The organism is Rhizobium sp. YTU87027, from assembly GCF_050644135.1.
In the GTDB taxonomy this organism is placed as follows: Bacteria; Pseudomonadota; Alphaproteobacteria; order Rhizobiales; family Rhizobiaceae; genus Rhizobium.
In genome coordinates, this window is sequence record NZ_CP098443.1 from 349,851 (window position 1) to 369,415 (window position 19,565).

The following is a 19,565-nucleotide window of genomic DNA, read 5'->3' on the forward strand; positions in this document are numbered from 1 at the left end:
TGATGACCGACAATGAGCGGCAAGGGGTCATAACCGAACGCGACGAGGATGTCGATGAGGCGGTTGCGGCATTCCATGATTTGCGTCAGACCGTTGAACGTTTCGGTGCGCACATCTCTGCGGAAATGACAATTGTTCGCAAAGGCGTCGAGCTTGCATTCGAGCAGTTCGAGAAATCGCAGGAAACAGCGGGTGACCGCGAAGATCTTTTCCGCATCGCGCAGTTTCTGGTTGGCATGAACCAACGCATCGACCTCATTGGCAAATCGCCACTTCTCAAGAATGGGCCTGAGTATTTCGTACGGGCCTTCGAACGAGGAGGCGAAGGCATGATGGCGACGGCCGTTCAACAATTGGAACTGGATAACCGGGAACTTCGAAGACACTTGCTTGAATTGCGCCATCTGACGCAGGGTGCGCGTGACCGGCGGCTGCAGAATATCTATTTGTGGTTCGCTAGTGCGATCGGTCTCATTGTCGGAATAGTCGCGACGCTTATTGCCGCGCCTTCACTATGATCTCTGGCCCAAGAATGCCTGACGCTGAAAAATTCGCACTAGCGACATTTTGTGAGGTGGATGGTGGGGACGCGCTATCGCAACAAGGAGACCGTTTGACCTTGCCGGGAAACCAGGCGACCGGCGTCACCCAGGCGCCGAGCGTGCCGCGATCGATGACGACGTCGCAGGAGGCTATCTGCGCCTAGAACCCTTCTCTGGCAATGTCTCTCGCGAAGTACGTGAGGATAAGATCGGCTCCGGCTCGTTTAAACGCTCCTAGCGTTTCTCGCACAACAGCTTTCTCGTCGATAGCGCCAGCCTGGCTTGCAAATTTGATCATGGAATATTCGCCGCTCACCTGATACCCCACGAGGGGAAGGAGTGTATTCTCCCTCAATCGGGCGAGAACATCGAGATACGGCAGTCCAGGCTTCACCATGAGCATGTCGGCGCCCTCCGCTTCATCGATCAGAGATTCCCTTAGAGCCTCCCGCCCATTGAGGTAGTTCATTTGGTAGGATTTTCTGTCACCGATTAGCTCTGAACCAGCGGCTTCTCTAAAAGGACCATAGAACCCTGAAGCAAACTTTGAGGAATAGGCCATAATTGGTATGTCGATAAAGCCTGCTTCATCGAGAGCCTTGCGAATTGCCCCGACCTGTCCGTCCATCATCGCCGACGGCGCAACAATGTCCGCTCCTGCCTCGACAGCGGTAACTGCTTGCTTGCCCAAGTTCTGAATTGTCTGGTCATTGTCGACTTGTCCATTTGCGATGATGCCGCAGTGGCTATCAAGCGTGTATTCACAAAAGCAGTTGTCGGAGATAACGATCAGCTTGGGAGCTACTTCCTTGGCCGTTCGAATCATCCTAGCGAGCAAACCTTCTTTGGCCCACGAGTCGCAGCCGTCCGCTGATTTTTGATGCGAGACTCCAAACATCATCACGGCCTTGATACCATCCTGATATATGGCCGCTATTTCGTCGCGGAGTTCCATCTCAGGGATACGATAGACGCCCGGCATCGACTGAATTTCTACCCGTCGAGTTATGCCCTCTTCAACAAAGATCGGATAAATCAGGTCATTCAATGTGACATGATTCTCGGCGACTAAGTCGCGCAGAAACACTGTCTTTCGAAGACGTCTGTTTCTCGCGACAGGATAGGAGGCCAACTGCATTGCCGAAATCACTCCGTGACATTTTTTGCTACTGCGAACAAGCGTTCGTTTGTGGTGGTGTAAGGTGGGGCTTTTACATGCAGGGTGTACGGCCTGCCTCGAATCCAGCAAGCCCAACCCGCCGAGTTGCAGCAATTATGGCCAATTTCGCGTAGAATTTGGCACTCCACTAACAGCAGGTCGAGCTAGGAACCACTAGCCTTGGTTCAGCAACTCCGGGTGATCGCCTTTTCAAGTCGGCTGACTTTTCCAGCCAACCTGAGGCGGCTTGATCGACCTCGGGTCGCGTGTATCCAATGGTTGGAGGAAAAAATGTCAGTGAATGCAGCAGACCGTCATCTCATCATCGAAGCGATCACTAAATACGCTTGGGGCTTCGATGAGAACGATTTCTCTCTCGTCGCGAGCGCCTTTTCGAAAAATGCCGTGAGCGGCGGAAAGGTTGCGGGTACTGAAATTGCCTGGGGACCAATGCGTGGCCGAGAAGAGATCGTCAACGCCCTTCAAGGCATGCGGAATAGCCAGACGGATCGTCGACGCCACTGCCTGAGCAATTTTCACTTTACAAGTCAGACCGAAGATTCCGCCACAGTCCGGTGCTACATGACTTTGTTGTCTGCCGGTGACGGCAAGGTGAGCCTAGTGACAGTGGGAATCTTCGATGCGGATTTAGCAAGGCTCGACAGAAACGATTGGCTGCTGACGCGACTGGATATCACTCTCGACGCGCCATTTTGAGCCTATTTAGTGCCCGTCCATAAACGGTAAGCTACTGAAAATATTGGATGAATCGCTATATTTCTGCGAGCAAAGCCCGGCGGTTTCAGGTACACTTTAGATCAAGCGACTGATTCTAAAGGGAAACCCGTAACCGCCGGAGCCGACAATGCGCCAAGAACGCACCGTCCAGGCCAGATCCTATGAGGAGGGTGGATAGCGACCTACGCTGTGGCAAAGTGCGGTTGCTTGGACACAAACACCCTACCCTTGGAGGCAAGCATGCTCGTTGCAGCTCACCGATCCGAAGCGCCGACCGCCATCCGCACCGATCTTTGCGCAATTTTCGTCTCATTGGAATTGAGTCGCTCGAAATGGCTGATCACCTCGCTGTCGCCGGGTGGCGGCGAGAAGATGTCGAAACATATGGTGGCGGCCAGCGACGTCGCCGGCATGCTGGCGCGCTTTGCCGAACTCAAGAGGAAGGCGCGGGCGCGAACCGGACGGTGCTTTCCGATCATTGTCATCCAGGAAGCTGGGCTCGACGGCTTCTGGATCCATCGGGTGTTGGAGGCCGAGGGGATCGAAAGCTACGTCGTCGATCCGGCATCGATTGCAACCTCGCGCCGGCGGCGGCGGGCCAAGACCGATAGGATCGACGGCGAAGCGCTGGTTCGGGCATTGCTCGCCTATCAGCGGGGCGAGCCGCGGGTATGCGCCATGCTCCACGTTCCGACGCCCGAGGAAGAGGACCAGCGCCGCCTCTCGCGTGAGCGCGAGGCCTTGACGAACGAGCGCATACGACACGTTAACCGCATCAAGGGCCTACTGTTCAGCCAGGGCGTATCCGACTACGAGCCGCTGCGCCGCGATCGACGCAAGCGACTGGAGGAGTGCAAGACCGGCGACGGCCGTCCGCTGCCGGGACATTTGAAGGCGCAGATCGGCCGCGAACTCGATCGGCTGGAACTGTTGCTCGAGCAGATCAAGACTATTGAGGCCGGCCGCGACGCCATGCTCGCTGCCACGCAGGTCGTCTCGCCAGCACCGACGATGCTGCTCACCTTGAAAGGCATCGGGCCGGAGTTTGCCGCCGTGCTGTGGTCGGAAGGGCTGTCGCGTCACTTCGACAACCGACGACAGGTTGCCGCCTATGCCGGCCTTGCGCCGACACCCTGGCAGAGTGGCTCGGTCGATCACGACCAGGGGGTCTCAAAATCCGGCAATCCAAGGCTGCGAACGACGCTGATCCAGATGGCCTGGCTGTGGCTGCGTCATCAACCGCACGCGGCGCTGACCGTGTGGTTCAAGGATCGGGTCAAGCAGAACGGCGGCCGTCTCAAGAAGACGACGATTGTCGCGCTAGCCCGCAAGCTGCTCGTTGCGCTGTGGAAATATGTCAATGCCGGCGTCGTTATCGAGGGCGCGGTCTTAAAGACCGTCTGATCGGTTACCCGAACTGAATTCTGCAATCTTCCAGGACCCGATCAGTCCTGGCGGATCCAGGTGGGACGAACCGAGAATATGCATGGCCCTGAAACGGCCGTAGGCTAGAATGGTCTCGTCCTCCTGAGCCCTTGTCCGCCGCAAGCGGGATGTTGGTGCCGCTGTTTCGAACAGCGACCGTATATAAGTTGGATCTGGCTTGGCAACGAGCCGCGTCTTGCAATCGGGCTCAGACCGTGGACGCCGTAACAACCGACGGAGTGCAAGAAATGTCACCCTGACGACAGTTCCACATTGACGCTCCTCATATAAGCATATTCGATCTTTTCGCCGAACACGAGATTGGCCGTGAACTGAAAGCGATGTCGCAGTGGCTGGACGAGCATCCCGAGCTGCTGAGCCAGGTGACGCAGGATCTGCGCCGACACGGCATCAGGGAAACCGGCCGCGAGGGCCTGCCGACGGAGGCGGTGCTGCGCTGCGCGCTACTCAAGCAATATCACCAGTTGAGCTATCAGGAGCTGGCGTTCCATCTGGAAGACTCCGCCTCGTTCCGGGCTTTTGCCCGGCTGCCGAGGGGGTGGAGCCCGAAGAAGTCGGTCTTGCACAAGACGATCAGCGCGATCCGGGCGCAAACCTTTGAAGAGATCAACCGGGTGCTGCTGGCGAGCGCCCGACAGGAGAAGCTGGAAAGTGGCAAGGTCGTGCGTGTGGACAGCACCGTCACCGCCGCACTGATCCATGAGCCGAGCGATAGCAGCCTGTTGTGGGACGCCGTGCGGGTGATGGTGCGGCTGTTGCAGCGGGCCGATGCACTGGGTAGCGCCATCCCATGGCACGACCACCGCCGCGCGGCAAAGAAATGGGCTCGGGCGATCAAATATACCCGTGGCCGCCCCAAACGGATCAAGCACTACCGCGCACTGCTCAAGATCACGCGCACGACCGTGAGTTATCTGCAGCAGGCGAGTGAACAGTTGCCCCTGGCGGCGGGCCCGGGCGGCGAACTGTGGCAGGCCCAGCTCCGCCACTACCGGCCGCTGATCGCACGGATCATCGCCCAGACCGAGCGGCGGGTCCTGGCCGGGGAGCCGGTGCCGGCCGATGAGAAGCTGGTGAGCTTGTTCGAGCCGCATGCCGACATCATCGTCAAGGGTAGCCGCGACGTCGACTACGGCCACAAACTCAATCTGACCACCGGCAGAAGTGGACTGATCCTCGACCTCGTCGTCGAAGCCGGCAACCCGGCCGACAGCGAGCGATTCTTGCCGATGCTGGAACGCCACATCGCCTTCTATGGCCAGCCGCCGCGTCAGGCGGCGGCCGACGGCGGCTATGCCAGCCGCGCCAATCTGAGTGGAGCCAAAGCCTGCGGCGTCCGTGACATGGCGTTCCACAAGAAGTGCGGCCTCAGCATCGAAGACATGGTCACAAGCCGCTGGGTCTATCGCAAGCTGCGCAACTTCCGCGCCGGCATCGAGGCTGGCATTTCTTGCCTGAAACGCACTTATGGCTTGGGGCGCTGCACCTGGCGCGGGCTCGACCACTTCAGGGCTTATGTCTGGTCCTCGGTCGTCGCATACAATCTCGCCCTCTTCGCCCGCCTCAGGCCGAGCTGACGCCCGTCATCCGGCAGCGTTCAGAGCACGCCCGGCGAGCGTCGGGATACCCCATGACCCCATTGCCGCCAGATCGCTCTTCGGGCCACAACCCGCATGGCCTTGTGCCATCTCGCGTCCAAAAAACACCCTTCAGTGGACAAGCAACCTTGAAAACCACAGAAAAACAGCCGTTTATGGACGGGCACTATTTAGGCAGGCGGCGTCGCATCGACGGCGCCGAACTGCTTTGCGCGGCGCGGTGTCCGGGTGATTTTCCATGGACAAGCCGGTCATGGCGGGTGCCAGCAACTTCTTGCTCCCCCATTTTTCGAAGAGCGGATTTATGATCCGGCGCAGCTTTCTAAGGAATGGCTTATTTGACGTACTACTTGGCCATTTTAATCGCGCGACGTTCCGGCTTTTGTCATATAAAGGCTCACTTACATTCTAGGAAAAATGTCTGCTTTGGAGGGCAGGCGCCCACGAATGTGATTTAAAGCGTACGGAGGAGCGAACGCTTATGAGGAGTCCGATAGATTACTTCGCTTGTGCAGCACGGACGTGGTACCGCGCTTGTCAGGCGCATGCGGGCGGCTGGGGTGATAGAGCCCGCGCCAGACACAAAGCAAACAATCAGGATGCCTCTTTCATTGATTAGAAATTGTGCAATTGGACTAGCCCCGCACAAAATGCTGGCACAAAGTCGTCGTCAGAATAGCCCGCGAAGCCCAAACGGCAAGGAAAAGGAAGTGGCATGAAGTTTGCCTCACCAATTTAGCTAACTTACGTTAGTTTACTTTGCATGGCGCCTGAATGAGCATAACGCTGGCGCCGGAAAATATCTCGCGCGCCTTATGGATCGAGCAACAGAAGAAGAGCAGGGAACCTAGAAATGATAACAGTCCTTTTCGGTACAGAGAGCGGCAATTCTGAGATGGCGGCCGACGACATCGCAGAGTTCATTCGTGAAAACGGCGAAGAAGCCCAAGTCATTCCCATGGAGGACTGTGACGTCTCTCGGTTGCAGGATGCAGGCTTGGTGATCGTGATCACATCGACTTATGGCGAGGGCGAGCTTCCCGAAACTACGCAGCCATTCTACGATGCTCTCCGGGCCTCAAGGCCGGACCTTGGCGCACTCAAGTTTGGCGCTTTTGGCTTGGGTGACAGCACCTATGAAACCTACGGGAATGGGATTGACGTAGTTTCGACCCTGTTGAACGAGCTGGGGGCTCACCAGGTCGGTGAGACTGGCCGGCATGATGCGGCAAAAGGTGTGCCGTTGTCTCAAGCGGCACTCGACTGGGTTGACAGACTTCTTCCATCGTTAAGCCGGCGAGCTGCATGAGGTCCTGAAAAAAAACACCTCGCGGTCAAGAAATGGGCTGAGCTTCCTGCCACCGGATGGTGGAGGAGGAGGCGCAGCTAGGGCATCATGCTTGGCCAACTTAACCTAACAAATGTGAGTTAGTTAAATGAGCAATAACAAAGATATCGACGCCGATGTCATTATTGTAGGAGCGGGTCTCTCCGGTATGACTGCGGCCAAAGAGTTGCAGGAGAGCGGCTTGAGCGTCCTTCTCTTCGACGGAAAGGATCGTGTTGGCGGACGCACGTGGTCGGACAGCCAGTTCACAAATGGCGCACTCGACTTTGGCGGGATGTTTATCGGCACCACGCATGACCGCTCACAGCGACTTGGCAAAGAAATGGGCCTCGAAATGGTGAAGGCCCGACCCGCTGGCAAAATGGTTTGGGATCTCGGAACGGAAATCTTGATTGCCGAGGACGGAAGTTATCCAGAGAAACTCGTTGGCGATGGCAGCAGCTTGCAGCAGCAGCTTGCCAAGGCATTTGCCGCGATCGACGAACTTGCGAGAAGAGTCGGCAAGGAAAACCCATGGGATGCTCCGGGGGCCGCTGAACTCGATTCTAAGACAATGGCTACTTGGCTCGAGGAAAATGTTTCGGACGCACTTGTCAAAAAAATTGTCGGCAGCGACGTCACAATCATAACCGGCGTTGATCCGTCAGAGATCTCGCTGCTTTTCTTCGCGTTTTATGTCGCACAGTGTGAAGATATGTATGCGCTACAGGTCACATCAAATGTGATGCTGTGGGTCGGAGGAGCGCAGCAAATCTCTCAACGTATTGCTGAGCGGCTACCGGCTGACAGCGTTCACTTGAAAGAGGAAGTGATCGCGGTCACTCACGGCGAGAAGCACGTTGACGTTCTGACTCACAAAGGAACCTATCGTTCCAAGCGCATCATTATGGCGCTGCCGCCCGCTGCTGCGGCGCAGATAGCGTTCCACCCGGAACTTCCATCGGCTCGGCGTCAGATCAATCGGCGTACCAATTTCGGTCGCTACATGAAGCTCCAACTCCGATACGAAAAGCAGTTTTGGCTCGACCGAGGACTATCTGGCGAGATTTTCTCGCTTTCGCCTGGCTTCTTTGCCTTGGACGTGACGCGCCCCGGCGACACCTTCGCTACTCTGGTCATATTCATAGGCGGCTCGAACTACGACAAGTGGTTTGGCCTGGGTGTAGAGGGACGGCGCACCGAAATGCTCCATGCTGTGGGCCGCTGCCTCGGAGAAGAGGCGTTACGGCCGCAAGCTTACCTCGAGACCAACTGGAACGATGTCGAATTCACGATGGGCGGGCCAGTCTGCCATATGCCGCCCGGGTTGATGAGCACGTGCGGATCGTCACTGCGCGCGCCGATAGGCCGCATTCACTTTGCGGGAACGGAAGCCGCTCCCGCATGGACTGGTTACATGGAAGGCGCTGTGCAGTCGGGTGAAGCCGCTGCCGCGCAAATTAAGGGAGAATTGCTCAATGACCGCGAAGCAGCTTAAGGCCGTCGTTCCTTCAGGTATGGAAAGTACTGGCCCAACTTACGGTTTTGCACCTGGGCGTGTTGCCAATGGATTGCTCTTCGTCGCCGGCCAAATTGGCGTCGACAAAAGCGGGCAACTTGGAAAATCGGTTCAGGAACAGGCGTCGCTCGCTTTGGAGAACCTTGGACGTGTGCTTACAGAAGCGGGTTGCGGCTTTGCCGACGTAATCGCGATGAATACCTACCACGTAGGCGACTGCACATTGGTCAACGAATGGTTCTTGCCGCTCAAGAAGGACATCTTCCCAGCGCCCTATCCCGCATGGACGTCGATGGGTATCACCAGCTTGGCTATTCCAGGCGCTCTGATCGAAATCTCGGCGGTCGCCGAGCTCCCAAACAACTGAGGCACTAAAAATAACTAAAAACACGGCGTGTCGGTTCAAAACTCCAAAGGGGAACTACGAAAATGACTGATACTACGCAGACAGATGGTGTGAGAGCAATTTCAAGCAGTTTCGGTGCAGCTGCCGCGCCGAACACTGGAGAGAAGCCAAGACTGGTCGGCCGTATGGGCCCGGGCGCGCTTATGCTTACCGTGCTCGCATTCTCGGCACCGATCGCAGTTGTCGAAGGGTTCATTCCCTTCACCATCCTTTTTGACGGGCCCGGAGCGACCTTCGGGTTCCTTTTGACAACGATCGTTCTCATCCTCTTCTCCATCGGCTATGTGACGATGGCGAAGCACGTACCGAAGCCAGGAGACTTTTACGCGTTCATCAGTTCGGGCCTCGGGAAGGTGACGGGTCTCGGTGCCGCCTTCTTGGCCGTAATCGCATACCTGGCTCTTTTGGGCGGCACATACATATTCCTTGGAGTTAGTACGAACTCGCTAATCACGAGCGTCGGTGGATCGCAGACACCGTGGTGGATATGGACCATCATAGGCTGGATAGGGGTTAGCACTCTCGGATACTTCCACATCGAACTCTCCGCGAAAATTCTCTCGATCGCAATGCTGGTTGAAATCGCGATTGTCATGATCTTCAACGTCGCCGTTCTGTTTTCCGGTGGCGCGGAGGGATTGTCCGCTCAGCCATTTACTCCTTCGGCTTTCGCATCCGGTGATATGGCCGTTACGATGGTTTATGCCATCCTGGTGTTTCTGGGCTTTGAAGCGACTGCTCTCTTTCGCGACGAAGTCCGCGATCCCAACCGCACCATCCCACGCGCGACCTATGGTGCCGTACTCATCGTCGGAGTGCTCTACACATTGTCCTGCTATGCGCTTGTGTCCGCTTTTGGATCCCAAGCGTGGGACGTGGCAAAGAACAATCCGACCTCGATGTTTGCGGTGGCAATCGGCAAATTCGTGGCACCCGTATTTGAGCAAATCACCTACTGCTCGGTCATTTTGTCGATAACTGCCGCTTTGATTTCCATCCATAACGTCCTTTCGAGATACGTTCTTAATCTCGCGGTCGACAAAGCACTGCCCGCATACCTATCCAAGGTGCATGAGCGCCACAGTTCGCCGCACACAGCGTCAACTGCCGTTGCGATCATAGCCGCTCTCTTTGTCGGGCCGTTTATCATCATGAATGCCGACGGATCGATTTTGTACGGCATTGCAACCGGCATCGGTGGGGTAGGCGTTATCATCCTGATGGCGATGGTCAGCTTTGCAGTTATTGCCTGGTTCGCTCGCAGCGGCATACCCGCGGGTGAAAACGCATTCAAAGTGTTTGTCGCGCCGGGAATTGCTGCGATCGTGATGACAGTTTCGGTCGTCTTTGCCGTCGCCCATCTTGAGCTGATCGTCGGGGGCGAACCAGGCCAGAATCTCTGGGTGGTGTACTTCCTGATCGGGTCGTTTGTCGTTGGGAGCCTACTTGCGCTCTATTTCCGCTCGGCAAAACCCGAAGTTTACAACAGCCTTGGTCGCGCAGACCGGGTGTTTGAGTTCCTCGCCCACAAGCGGGAACGAGAGCACCAGCACTAAGGTCGGGAGAAGCCCGTCCTCGTTTCCCATCTCCAAGGGCGGGCCAACGTGATGGGGCCCTAGTAAAGGGCACCATCACAACAAATGCGAAATCAGGAGAGCTGGCATGACAATTGAAATCCTTCCGCCAAACCAGGATGAATGGGCCGGAGCCAAGAGGAAAATAAGAACAAGAAGCGGCATTGAGCTCGCGTACGTAGAGTGGGGTGATGTAGCTGCCCCTGCCGTCATTCTTATCCATGGATATACAGATAATTCTCGCGCCTATTCGCTTGTTGCGCCTTTTCTCAAGGGACGGCGCTTTGTCGCGATCGAACTGCGCGGGCACGGCGATAGCCAGAAGGTTACAAGGGACATAAACTTACTGAGCTTTGCGGCGGATGTCAGCGAGCTTATGGACGAACTTGGCATTGAAAAGGCTGACATTGTCGGCCATTCGATGGGATCCATGACCGCAGCCGTGCTCGCTGCCTTCTATGGTCACAAGGTCAACAAGGTTGTCTTGATCGCTACCGCGATGCAGCTCAGTAAGGCAACGGCGGACTGGCTTCAGACTACCGTTGAAAGTCAGACTTTCCCGCTTGATGTGAACGGTGCGTTTCTCAATGAGTGGACGTGGAATCCTCATCCAATCGACCAGAATTTCATGAAATACCTCAAGCAGGAAGCCACGGTGGTGCCCCACGAGACATGGAAGGGCTGCCTTGTCGCCTTAGAAGTTACAAACTGGTCACTAGCAGCGACGCGCATCAAGGCTCCCGTTTTTGTGATGTGGGGCGATCAGGACCAGTTCTTTAACGCAGAGGATCAGGAGGCAGTGAAAAGCGCATTGCCCGACGCGAAGTATAAGACCTATCGCAACTATGGCCACTCTGTGACGTGGGAGATACCACAAGTCGCAGCCAATGACATCATGGAATTCCTCAACGACCCTGCCTGAGGCTTTTTTCTATGATCGGGTTCGTCACCGTGATAGCGGCGGACCGCAAACACACTCAGATTGTCAATCGAAACTTCGCACAAACGGAGATGGATCACCTATGTCAAAACTTCCGGATGACGTCCGCGCCGCAATCGCCGCCCAGCACGATTTGATGAAACAGGCGTTTGCCTCTGGTGATGCCGACCCGATTGTGGACAAATATTACACCGAAGACGCCTGGGTATTTGGTGACGGGGACCAGACATGGAAAGGCTCCCAAGCGATCCATGAGCTCTATGCGGGGATTGTCGGCAAATACACCTGGACCACCAAGACCGAGCAAATCATCCCGTTGGGAGACGGTGCCCTCGAGTTCCTGATCGGCACCATTCATCCAGTCGATGGGAGCGAACCGACAGTATACAAGATTCTTTTTGGCTGGGTGAAGGCGGGCGAAAGCTGGCGTTGCAGTACCCAGATGTTTGCCTTCGGTGACCACTTTTGAGAATCGTACCCTGCAATGGCCAAAGCGGCGTGATCGATGGTTAGGTAGATGTTCGTCAAACATATCGGAATGGCACATGTAAAGACGACAAGGTTGCTAGACCTCGATCGGGCGCAAATTACCGCGCGCGGCATTGCTGGTGACCGCGACTTTATCTTGCTGAATGAAGCTGGACAACCGCTCGGAGCAGGCCATCATCGCCATTTCTTGCCGTTGATATTTCATTATGACGGAATACGGCGTCGCTTGCGCATGACCTATCCGAACGGCCGCGTGGTTGAAGACGACTGTTTCGCGAGCAGGCTACCATTCGCTCTGAGCTATATGGATATGCGACGTATTCTGGTCTCGGACGTAGTCGGTGAGTGGAATAGACGCCTTTGCGATTTTTCGGGCGAGAAGGTCCGGATGGTCAGGGTGATGAAAAGCGGAGACGGTGTTGACGTCCTGCCAATTACGCTTCTGACGACTGGATCCATTCGTGATTTGGGCCTGCGCATGGGTTCCGCAATCGACTACCGGCGATTTCGGGCAAATCTCGTTATCGAATGCGACGAGCCCTATGCCGAAGATCGATGGGAGGGAAAAACCATCCGGATCGGCGCAGCCGTTTTGAGAGTTCGAAGTTCGGTCCCGCGTTGTGTTGTCACTCAGCTCGATCCTGAGACCGGGAAGAACAACGCAAGGACCGTCGCTGCGCTGTTGGAATATCGGCAAAAGGTTCATCTGCCTGATGGACTTATGCCTGCCTACGCCACACCGGGCTTCGCATCATATGCCGAGGTGGCTCTGCCTGGCGAGGTGCTTGTCGGCGATTCCGTCGTCGTTGAGCAACAATGAGCGTTTTCAACGCAGTCAGGCCCAAATACCAGGGAGGTCGAGACAATGGAATACAATGATAAGGTTGTGGTCATCACCGGCGCCGGCTCCGGGATGGGCCGTTCAATGGTCTCCGAGTTTGCCAGGCGCGGTGCGCGGGTGGCAGCAGTCGGACGCACCTTGGAGAAAGTGGAAGAAAGCATTCGTCTTGCCGGCAACACCGAGCGAGCACTAGCACTCCGCGCGGATGTCTCGGTTGAGGCGGATGTCGTAGGTGTGATCGACGCTGTCGTCGCGCACTGGGGGCGAATTGATGTGCTGATAAACAACGCCGGTGTTCTCGACACCTATGAACCGGCCCATACGGTGAGCCTCCAATCATGGCAGGAGGTGATCGCGATCAACCTGACCGGTCCTTTCCTGATGTCGAAGTATGCAATTCCGCACATGCTCAAGAAGGGCAAGGGCTCGATCGTCAACATCGCGTCGCTGTCATCATTTAGCGCAGCCGGAGGTGGTTCGGCTTACACCGCTTCGAAGCATGGAGTTCTTGGTCTCACCCGTCAGCTCTGTTTTGAATATGGCGCGAAGGGTATCCGCGTAAACGCAATTTGCCCCGGCGCGACCGCAACTCCCATGGCACTCCACGGCGGCACGAGTGAAGCGCTCCCTGACATGGATGCCGGCGTGATGAAGACACCTGCCCAGCGGTGGTGCAAGCCCGAGGAGGTCGCGCGGCTTGCAGCCTTCCTCGCAGGCGATGACGCAGACTTCGTGCACGGCAGCGCGTACGTCATTGATGGCGGCTGGCTGACCGCAGCGCGCGAGGCGTTTTAGCAAACTTACGTGCGCCCGCGACAGTCGGGTGTGCGGCCCTTAGAAGACACACACGAGGAACCAATGGACGTTCGCGCAGCTGTTGCCGTACAGGCAGGAAAACCACTCGAAATCATGACCGTTCAGCTCGACGGCCCGAAGGCTGGCGAGGTGCTGATCGAGGTCAAGGCGACGGGTATCTGCCACACCGACGATTTCACGCTTTCGGGTGCCGACCCGGAAGGCCTGTTCCCGGCGATTCTCGGCCATGAGGGTGCCGGCGTGGTCGTCGACGTCGGCCCAGGCGTCACCTCCTTGAGGAAGGGCGATCATGTCATTCCGCTCTACACCCCGGAGTGCCGCGAATGCTACTCCTGCACTTCGCGCAAGACCAATCTCTGCACCTCGATTCGCGCTACTCAGGGGCAAGGCCTGATGCCCGACGGCACGAGCCGCTTCTCCATCGGCAAGGACAAGATCCACCACTACATGGGTTGCTCGACCTTCGCGAACTTCACCGTTCTGCCGGAGATCGCTCTCGCCAAGATAAATCCCGACGCCCCCTTCGACAAGGTCTGCTACATCGGCTGCGGCGTGACGACGGGCATCGGCGCTGTGATCAACACCGCCAAGGTCGAGATCGGATCGACGGCGATCGTCTTCGGTCTTGGCGGCATCGGTCTCAACGTACTGCAGGGTCTACGCCTTGCCGGCGCCGACATGATCATCGGTGTCGACATCAACCCGGACCGCAAGGCCTGGGGCGAGAAGTTCGGCATGACGCACTTCGTCAATCCCAAGGAAGTGGGCGACGACATCGTTCCCTATCTGGTTAACATGACGAAGCGTAATGGCGACCTGATCGGCGGCGCCGACTATACCTTTGACTGCACCGGCAACACCAAGGTGATGCGTCAGGCACTCGAAGCCAGCCATCGCGGCTGGGGCAAGTCCGTGATCATCGGCGTCGCCGGCGCCGGTCAGGAAATCTCGACGCGTCCGTTCCAGCTTGTAACTGGCCGCAACTGGATGGGCACCGCCTTCGGTGGCGCGCGTGGCCGCACCGACGTGCCGAAGATCGTCGACTGGTACATGGAAGGCAAGATCCAGATCGATCCGATGATCACCCACACCATGCCACTGGACGACATCAACAAAGGTTTTGAGCTGATGCATAAGGGCGAGTCGATCCGTGGCGTGGTGGTCTACTGACAATGAAGACGATATCGACCGCGAAGTCCTTCGGGGGCATTCAGGGCGTTTACTCCCACGAATCCGCCGAGTGCGCCTGCGAGATGACGTTCGCCGTGTTCGTACCACCACAAGCGGCAGAAAGGCAGTGCCCGCTCATCTGGTACCTGTCGGGGCTGACCTGCACCTACGCCAACGTCATGGAGAAGGGCGAGTACCGGCGGCTGGCAGCCGAACTGGGACTGATCGTGGTGTGCCCGGACACGAGCCCGCGTGGGGACAACGTTCCTGACGAAGGCGACAACTGGCAGTTCGGGCAGGGGGCTGGCTTCTACCTCGATGCGACGGAGGCACCTTACGCCCGGAACTATCGTATGTATTCCTATATCACTCGCGAGCTCCCATCGCTTCTGTCCAGAGAATTCCCGGTCGACATGGACCGTCAGGGCATATTTGGCCATTCGATGGGTGGGCATGGTGCAGTCACGATCGCACTGCGAAATCCCGAGAGGTTTCGCAGTTGTTCCGCGTTCGCCCCGATCAGCAGACCCACGCTTTCGGGATGGTCGGATCCAGCATTCCGCAAGTATCTCGGCTCCGACGAAGAAAACTGGCGGTCTTATGACGCCTGTCTCTTGATTGAAGACGGTCACAGGTTCCCGGAGTTTCTGGTTGACCAGGGAACGATTGACGATTTCCTTGAGGAAGGCTTGCGCCCCGGCGAGCTTCAGAAGGCCTGTGAACAAGCGGGCATTCCGCTCACGCTCCGCATGCAGGAGGACTATGGGCACTCATATTTCTTCATTTCGACATTCATGAATGATCATCTCCGCTGGCATGCGGAGCGGCTGAACAGGTGATCGCAGACGGCCGGCCATCTTTTGCCGGCCAAAAAAGGAAGGAGAGCAGCATGACACTACACCCATCGATCGATTCCGGGTTCAGGGCGACGGACGCTTTGTTCTCGGGCGGCACGCTCGTATGCAACTGCGCAAGTAATCCGGTGAAGGTGCGGATTAAGGGCGATATCGCGCATAACCATGCCTGCGGCTGCACCAAGTGCTGGAAGCCGGAGGGCGCTGCGTTTTCGATCGTAGCAGTAGCGCCGACGGATAACGTTGAAGTCCTCGAAAACGGCGAAAAGCTTGTCGTCGTCGATCCTGCAGCTCTTATTCAGCGTCATGCTTGTAAGCAGTGCGGCGTCCATATGTACGGCCCAGTAGAGCGTGAGCATCCTTTCCAGGGTTTGTCCTTCATTCACCCGGAGCGGTTCGAAGAAAAGGGATGGGCCAAGCCTGGCTTTGCCGCCTTCGTTTCTTCGATCATCGAAAGCGGGTTCGACCCGTCGAAAATGGATCAAGTCCGCGCCAGGTTGAAGTCTGTAGATCTTGAGCCTTTCGACTGTCTGTCGCCAGGCCTGATGGACTACATCGCGACTTGGACTGCCAAGAAAAACGGCGTCCTTCCGGGTTAACTCGATGGTCGCCTGATCTCGCTGCCGGTCAGCATCAAGTTAGCCCATGTGGACCGGTTATAACAGCATTGTCACGTTTATCCGAGGCAGTACAGCCCGCAGAAACACGAGGAACAAGCATGTCAGGAAGGGTAGCAGGGAAGAATATTGTTGTGATCGGTGGCACGAGCGGCATGGGGCTTGCCCAAGTCCGGCGTTTTGTTGCTGAAGGCGCGAAAGTCGTTATCGCCAATCGAAATGCAACGCAGGGCGCTGCCGTTATTGAGGAGGTCGGGCAGGCCGCGAAATTCGTTCAGCTTGACGTCCGCAGCGAGGAAGATTGGGCGAAGCTTGTAATCCGCGCGGAGGATTTCTTCAATGGGCCCATTCACGCGCTGGTCAATAACGCTGGAATTCTGGTCGAGGAAGGTATCGAGCAGACTAGTCTCGAAACTTACCGCCACTTGGTAGACGTGATGCAGGTAGGTCCCTTCCTCGGTATGAAAGCGGTTATACCCTCTATGCGGCGCGCTGGAGGCGGATCAATCGTTACCGTCTCATCGACCGCAGGGATTGTGGGGTACCAGGGTTTCTTCGCCTACACTGCGACGAAGTGGGCTGTCAGGGGCATGACCAAAGCCGCCGCTCTCGACCTCGCTTCCTCCAACATTCGTGTCAACAGCGTCCATCCCGGTGATACGGAGACGCCTATGATCGAAGGCCGTGGTTACAATGCAGACTTCGTGCCTCTCAAGCGATTCGCCCGCCCTGAGGAGATAGCGTCGCTCGTATTGTTCCTGGCGTCCGATGAAGCGGCCTATATTACCGGGGCAGAGCATGTCATCGACGGAGGCTATACCGCGCAGTGACAGCTGCGGCAAAGCGCTGGCAGTTAGGCTGAACGTGTAAAGCTCAGAGACGATCGCCGCGCACAGCCCAGAACAATCGTTTGTTCGCAGGGGCTTGCTTGAAGTCTTGTACTACTAAAAAAGGGGAATAACTCATGAATGCGCACGTTCAACATGACAGTCTCTTGCCGTGGGCCGACACCGCCTTCCGCGAAAATCCGTATCCGTGGTATGACGTCCTCCGTCGTGAGGCCCCGGTTTATCGCGATCCTATTGCAGAAAATACGTATATCGTCTCGCGTTACGATGATGTCGTAAAGTTCGGCAAACATCCTTCGTTGTCCATGATCGCTCCTAGCTGGGTCCCTAAGGGTCCTTGGAGTCTCTTCAAGGACAGCATGATCGTTTCAGATCCCCCCGACCACACCGCGCACCGCCGTCGCTCGAATAAGTGGTTTACTCCAAAACTCGCCAATCAATGGGCGCAAGCGACGGCAAAAGCAGTTAACGAGGCGATCGATGATCTTGGTCCCGGCGGCATGATCGAGGCGTTTCGCAATCTCGCGCTCATTCCCGCCCATCACGCAATGTGCGCAGCTCTTGGGCTACCAAACGATGGCTACGATACCGGTTCCGCTTGGATGCATGATGCGATGACCGCTCTCGGCTCCGCCGTTACCGAAGAGGAGGAGCAGCGTTGCCAAGCTGCATTCGACTACCTGTCAGACAGGGTACGGCATTATCTGCAAATGCGCCGTGCAAACCCGCAGCCAGGCGTTGTTTCCTCCTGGATCGAGGACGTCGCCAATGGCGAGATGAACGAGCAGCAGCTGTTCGAGGGGTTGCTTCTCTTCTGGGCAACGGGAACGCCCAATGCGGCGTATCTGATAACTGGTGGCCTGGAGATTTTCGCACGGCGGCCGGATGTGTTCGAACTTTGGAAATCCGATCCTGGCAAACATCAAGCGATCTTCAGCGAAATCGCGCGTCTGCATACGCCGGAAATTTCATTCACGCGGTTCACCACCGAAGAACTCGAGATCCGGGGTGTCAAGATACCCGTAGGCATGATGGTTCGCTTTATGATTGCGTCTGCGAATCGTGATCCCGAAGTCTTCACGAATCCGCATGAAGTGGATGTCACGCGTTCGACGGAAATGAATCAGCACATATCGTTTGGTGTCGGTGCGCATTCGTGCCCAGGCATGATCATCTCGACAGCCGAAGCGAACGCCGTGTTCAATACGGTTGCGCAACGCGTTAAGCGTGTCGAACTGGCTGGACGGCCAGTTTACAATCACAACGATAGGTCAGCCGCGTACTCACGTCTTCCCCTGCGTCTTGTCATCTAGCTTCTGCGAAATGACGAGCAGGCAGAAGGGGCGCTCTTGAAGCGCCCCTTCTGCATCACCACAATATTTTTTCGACGATTAACTGTTAGAGATGTTTTACAAACCAGCCGACAGCAGCGCTACTCGATTGCTCAAAGAGCGTCGTGTAAGGTTCGAAGTGGCCGCCAGGAAGCACCTCGAGTGCCTTAGGCTCGCCGGCGCGGTCGAACGCGTCCAATGCAAGGTCGGTCGGCGTCAGATGGTCCTCTTCGGCAACAAGCATCAGCAATGGGGTCGGGCTGATCAGCCGGACGTATGCACCCGGCTCGTTCGCTCGCGCCAGTTCCAAACTTCTGACCGTCACCTTCGGGTTCCAATTCGTTGCAAACTCGGATGACTTTGTAAAATACTCGAAACTATCGGCGCCTGGCAGCGCGCATGGCACTTCCGGATCCGAGGCAACCACATTTACGTAGCCTCTTCCCTTGCCGAGCACCCTGACGGCCCGGTCGCTCGCCAACTGCTCCCTGAGATAAGCTGCTTGGGGTGTTTTTGACCGACGAACAGCGACCTTTGACCCGCTTATCGTTGGAACCTGCGAGACAACGGCCCTTACACGCCTGTCCTCGGCGGCAACTGCAAGAACATGGCCGCCGCTGTAGCTTGTGCCCCAAATGCCGATGCGTTCCGGATTGGGGCCGTCCATTGTCTGAATAAAGGAGATTGCGTCTTTGTATCCGCGTCTCTGTCGTTCGGGATCGACCTCGAAACGAGGTTCCCCGCCGCTTTCTCCAAAGCAGCCGTGATCAAAAACCAGCACACCAAACCCGTGATCTGCAAACTTCTGCGCATATTGGTCCAGATACTGCTCCTTCACAGCGGAGAAGCCGTGTGCCATGACAATCGCAGGATATAATCCAACTGCTGCCCGAGGCTTGTAAAACCAACCGCGCAATTGATCGCCTTCGGACCAAAACGTGACGTTTGTTCGTGACATAAATTCTCCTATTGAATGTCTGACGCTCAGACATTCACCGATCGTGGACGTCGCTTTGCCGCGGAGATTTGGGATCGCAACTAAGGGTGAGGTAACTCGCCAAATGGAACTTGAGCGCGTTCGACCGCGTATTGGGTCCCAGCGCAAGGACGCCGGTCGTGAACGGCTGCCTCAACGAGAGCGATCGCTCTTTTCATCTCGGTGGGAATGCTCTGAATACGTGCAGTAAGCTGAACCGATCTCAGCCAGCCAATTTCGCAGGATTTCCCACCAACCCCATCGCTGCATATTCATACGCACCCATCCCTTGCGTTTGGAGCCCATGAACAAACTCGCCACAGCTGGGCAACGAACAGCTCTCCAGTAAAGGAAATGTAACTCGACCAGTCAGC

The 19,565-nt window shown here is 56.6% G+C and carries 19 protein-coding genes; 17 read left to right on the top strand and 2 right to left on the bottom strand.

Annotation, left to right across the window (positions count from 1 at the left end):
- Positions 1-2 precede the first annotated feature (2 nt).
- Positions 3-518 (top strand): DUF6118 family protein, encoded by a 516-nt coding sequence (locus NBG89_RS32225; protein WP_431324956.1) that lies wholly within the window; start codon positions 3-5, stop codon positions 516-518.
- Positions 519-702: 184 nt separating this feature from the next.
- Here the strand turns inward: NBG89_RS32225 and hemB are convergent, their stop codons facing one another.
- Positions 703-1,680 (bottom strand): porphobilinogen synthase, encoded by a 978-nt coding sequence (hemB, locus tag NBG89_RS32230; protein WP_431324957.1) that lies wholly within the window; start codon positions 1,678-1,680, stop codon positions 703-705.
- A gap of 312 nt (positions 1,681-1,992) precedes the next feature.
- Between hemB and NBG89_RS32235 the strand changes: the two genes are divergently transcribed.
- The 16 genes from NBG89_RS32235 to NBG89_RS32310 all read left to right on the top strand — a co-directional run bounded on the left by NBG89_RS32235 (position 1,993) and on the right by NBG89_RS32310 (position 18,197).
- Positions 1,993-2,418, top strand: a complete 426-nt coding sequence (locus NBG89_RS32235) for a nuclear transport factor 2 family protein (protein ID WP_431324958.1) — start codon at positions 1,993-1,995, stop codon at positions 2,416-2,418.
- Between the two features lie 261 nt (positions 2,419-2,679).
- Positions 2,680-3,843 (top strand): IS110 family transposase, encoded by a 1,164-nt coding sequence (locus NBG89_RS32240; protein ID WP_431323304.1) that lies wholly within the window; start codon positions 2,680-2,682, stop codon positions 3,841-3,843.
- Between the two features lie 293 nt (positions 3,844-4,136).
- Positions 4,137-5,462, top strand: a complete 1,326-nt coding sequence (locus NBG89_RS32245; protein WP_431324517.1) for an ISNCY family transposase — start codon at positions 4,137-4,139, stop codon at positions 5,460-5,462.
- 874 nt (positions 5,463-6,336) lie between these two features.
- On the top strand, positions 6,337-6,792 hold the full coding sequence (locus NBG89_RS32250; protein WP_431324669.1) for a flavodoxin domain-containing protein: 456 nt from the start codon (positions 6,337-6,339) through the stop codon (positions 6,790-6,792).
- A 127-nt stretch (positions 6,793-6,919) separates the two neighbouring features.
- Positions 6,920-8,308: a flavin monoamine oxidase family protein gene (locus NBG89_RS32255; protein WP_431324670.1), complete on the top strand. Its 1,389-nt coding sequence runs from the start codon at positions 6,920-6,922 to the stop codon at positions 8,306-8,308.
- Positions 8,289-8,696: a Rid family hydrolase gene (locus tag NBG89_RS32260; RefSeq protein WP_431324671.1), complete on the top strand. Its 408-nt coding sequence runs from the start codon at positions 8,289-8,291 to the stop codon at positions 8,694-8,696. The genes NBG89_RS32255 and NBG89_RS32260 overlap by 20 nt, the downstream gene beginning before the upstream one ends.
- Positions 8,697-8,758: 62 nt before the next feature.
- The gene (locus NBG89_RS32265; RefSeq protein ID WP_431324672.1) at positions 8,759-10,291 is read left to right on the top strand and encodes an APC family permease; all 1,533 of its coding nucleotides are present in this window, start codon (positions 8,759-8,761) and stop codon (positions 10,289-10,291) included.
- Positions 10,292-10,397: 106 nt separating this feature from the next.
- Positions 10,398-11,231, top strand: a complete 834-nt coding sequence (locus NBG89_RS32270; protein ID WP_431324673.1) for an alpha/beta fold hydrolase — start codon at positions 10,398-10,400, stop codon at positions 11,229-11,231.
- A gap of 100 nt (positions 11,232-11,331) precedes the next feature.
- Positions 11,332-11,718 (top strand): YybH family protein, encoded by a 387-nt coding sequence (locus tag NBG89_RS32275; RefSeq protein ID WP_431324674.1) that lies wholly within the window; start codon positions 11,332-11,334, stop codon positions 11,716-11,718.
- A gap of 48 nt (positions 11,719-11,766) precedes the next feature.
- Positions 11,767-12,558, top strand: a complete 792-nt coding sequence (locus NBG89_RS32280; protein ID WP_431324675.1) for an MOSC domain-containing protein — start codon at positions 11,767-11,769, stop codon at positions 12,556-12,558.
- 45 nt (positions 12,559-12,603) lie between these two features.
- Positions 12,604-13,374 carry an SDR family NAD(P)-dependent oxidoreductase gene (locus tag NBG89_RS32285; protein WP_431324676.1) on the top strand — a complete coding sequence of 257 codons (771 nt, stop codon included), beginning with the start codon at positions 12,604-12,606 and terminating at the stop codon, positions 13,372-13,374.
- Positions 13,375-13,437: 63 nt separating this feature from the next.
- The gene (locus NBG89_RS32290; RefSeq protein ID WP_431324677.1) at positions 13,438-14,565 is read left to right on the top strand and encodes an S-(hydroxymethyl)glutathione dehydrogenase/class III alcohol dehydrogenase; all 1,128 of its coding nucleotides are present in this window, start codon (positions 13,438-13,440) and stop codon (positions 14,563-14,565) included.
- 2 nt (positions 14,566-14,567) lie between these two features.
- A complete protein-coding gene (fghA, locus tag NBG89_RS32295; protein ID WP_431324678.1) occupies positions 14,568-15,404 on the top strand; it encodes an S-formylglutathione hydrolase in 837 nt (278 codons plus the stop codon).
- Positions 15,405-15,454: 50 nt separating this feature from the next.
- Complete coding sequence (gfa, locus tag NBG89_RS32300) at positions 15,455-16,018, top strand: S-(hydroxymethyl)glutathione synthase (protein WP_431324679.1); 564 nt, start codon at positions 15,455-15,457, stop codon at positions 16,016-16,018.
- A gap of 119 nt (positions 16,019-16,137) precedes the next feature.
- Positions 16,138-16,866 carry an SDR family oxidoreductase gene (locus NBG89_RS32305; protein WP_431324680.1) on the top strand — a complete coding sequence of 243 codons (729 nt, stop codon included), beginning with the start codon at positions 16,138-16,140 and terminating at the stop codon, positions 16,864-16,866.
- 134 nt (positions 16,867-17,000) lie between these two features.
- The gene (locus tag NBG89_RS32310) at positions 17,001-18,197 is read left to right on the top strand and encodes a cytochrome P450 (protein WP_431324681.1); all 1,197 of its coding nucleotides are present in this window, start codon (positions 17,001-17,003) and stop codon (positions 18,195-18,197) included.
- An 85-nt stretch (positions 18,198-18,282) separates the two neighbouring features.
- Here the strand turns inward: NBG89_RS32310 and NBG89_RS32315 are convergent, their stop codons facing one another.
- Positions 18,283-19,173 (bottom strand): alpha/beta hydrolase, encoded by an 891-nt coding sequence (locus tag NBG89_RS32315; protein ID WP_431324682.1) that lies wholly within the window; start codon positions 19,171-19,173, stop codon positions 18,283-18,285.
- Positions 19,174-19,565 lie beyond the last annotated feature (392 nt).

Bases quoted from the DNA above. Each gene is read 5' to 3' on its own strand.
- NBG89_RS32225 (WP_431324956.1), top strand. From the start codon at position 3: ATGACCGACAATGAGCGGCAAGGGGTCATAACCGAACGCGACGAGGAT.
- hemB (WP_431324957.1), bottom strand. From the start codon at position 1,680: ATGCAGTTGGCCTCCTATCCTGTCGCGAGAAACAGACGTCTTCGAAAG.
- NBG89_RS32235 (WP_431324958.1), top strand. From the start codon at position 1,993: ATGTCAGTGAATGCAGCAGACCGTCATCTCATCATCGAAGCGATCACT.
- NBG89_RS32240 (WP_431323304.1), top strand. From the start codon at position 2,680: ATGCTCGTTGCAGCTCACCGATCCGAAGCGCCGACCGCCATCCGCACC.
- NBG89_RS32250 (WP_431324669.1), top strand. From the start codon at position 6,337: ATGATAACAGTCCTTTTCGGTACAGAGAGCGGCAATTCTGAGATGGCG.
- NBG89_RS32255 (WP_431324670.1), top strand. From the start codon at position 6,920: ATGAGCAATAACAAAGATATCGACGCCGATGTCATTATTGTAGGAGCG.
- NBG89_RS32260 (WP_431324671.1), top strand. From the start codon at position 8,289: ATGACCGCGAAGCAGCTTAAGGCCGTCGTTCCTTCAGGTATGGAAAGT.
- NBG89_RS32265 (WP_431324672.1), top strand. From the start codon at position 8,759: ATGACTGATACTACGCAGACAGATGGTGTGAGAGCAATTTCAAGCAGT.
- NBG89_RS32270 (WP_431324673.1), top strand. From the start codon at position 10,398: ATGACAATTGAAATCCTTCCGCCAAACCAGGATGAATGGGCCGGAGCC.
- NBG89_RS32275 (WP_431324674.1), top strand. From the start codon at position 11,332: ATGTCAAAACTTCCGGATGACGTCCGCGCCGCAATCGCCGCCCAGCAC.
- NBG89_RS32280 (WP_431324675.1), top strand. From the start codon at position 11,767: ATGTTCGTCAAACATATCGGAATGGCACATGTAAAGACGACAAGGTTG.
- NBG89_RS32285 (WP_431324676.1), top strand. From the start codon at position 12,604: ATGGAATACAATGATAAGGTTGTGGTCATCACCGGCGCCGGCTCCGGG.
- NBG89_RS32290 (WP_431324677.1), top strand. From the start codon at position 13,438: ATGGACGTTCGCGCAGCTGTTGCCGTACAGGCAGGAAAACCACTCGAA.
- fghA (WP_431324678.1), top strand. From the start codon at position 14,568: ATGAAGACGATATCGACCGCGAAGTCCTTCGGGGGCATTCAGGGCGTT.
- gfa (WP_431324679.1), top strand. From the start codon at position 15,455: ATGACACTACACCCATCGATCGATTCCGGGTTCAGGGCGACGGACGCT.
- NBG89_RS32305 (WP_431324680.1), top strand. From the start codon at position 16,138: ATGTCAGGAAGGGTAGCAGGGAAGAATATTGTTGTGATCGGTGGCACG.
- NBG89_RS32310 (WP_431324681.1), top strand. From the start codon at position 17,001: ATGAATGCGCACGTTCAACATGACAGTCTCTTGCCGTGGGCCGACACC.
- NBG89_RS32315 (WP_431324682.1), bottom strand. From the start codon at position 19,173: ATGTCACGAACAAACGTCACGTTTTGGTCCGAAGGCGATCAATTGCGC.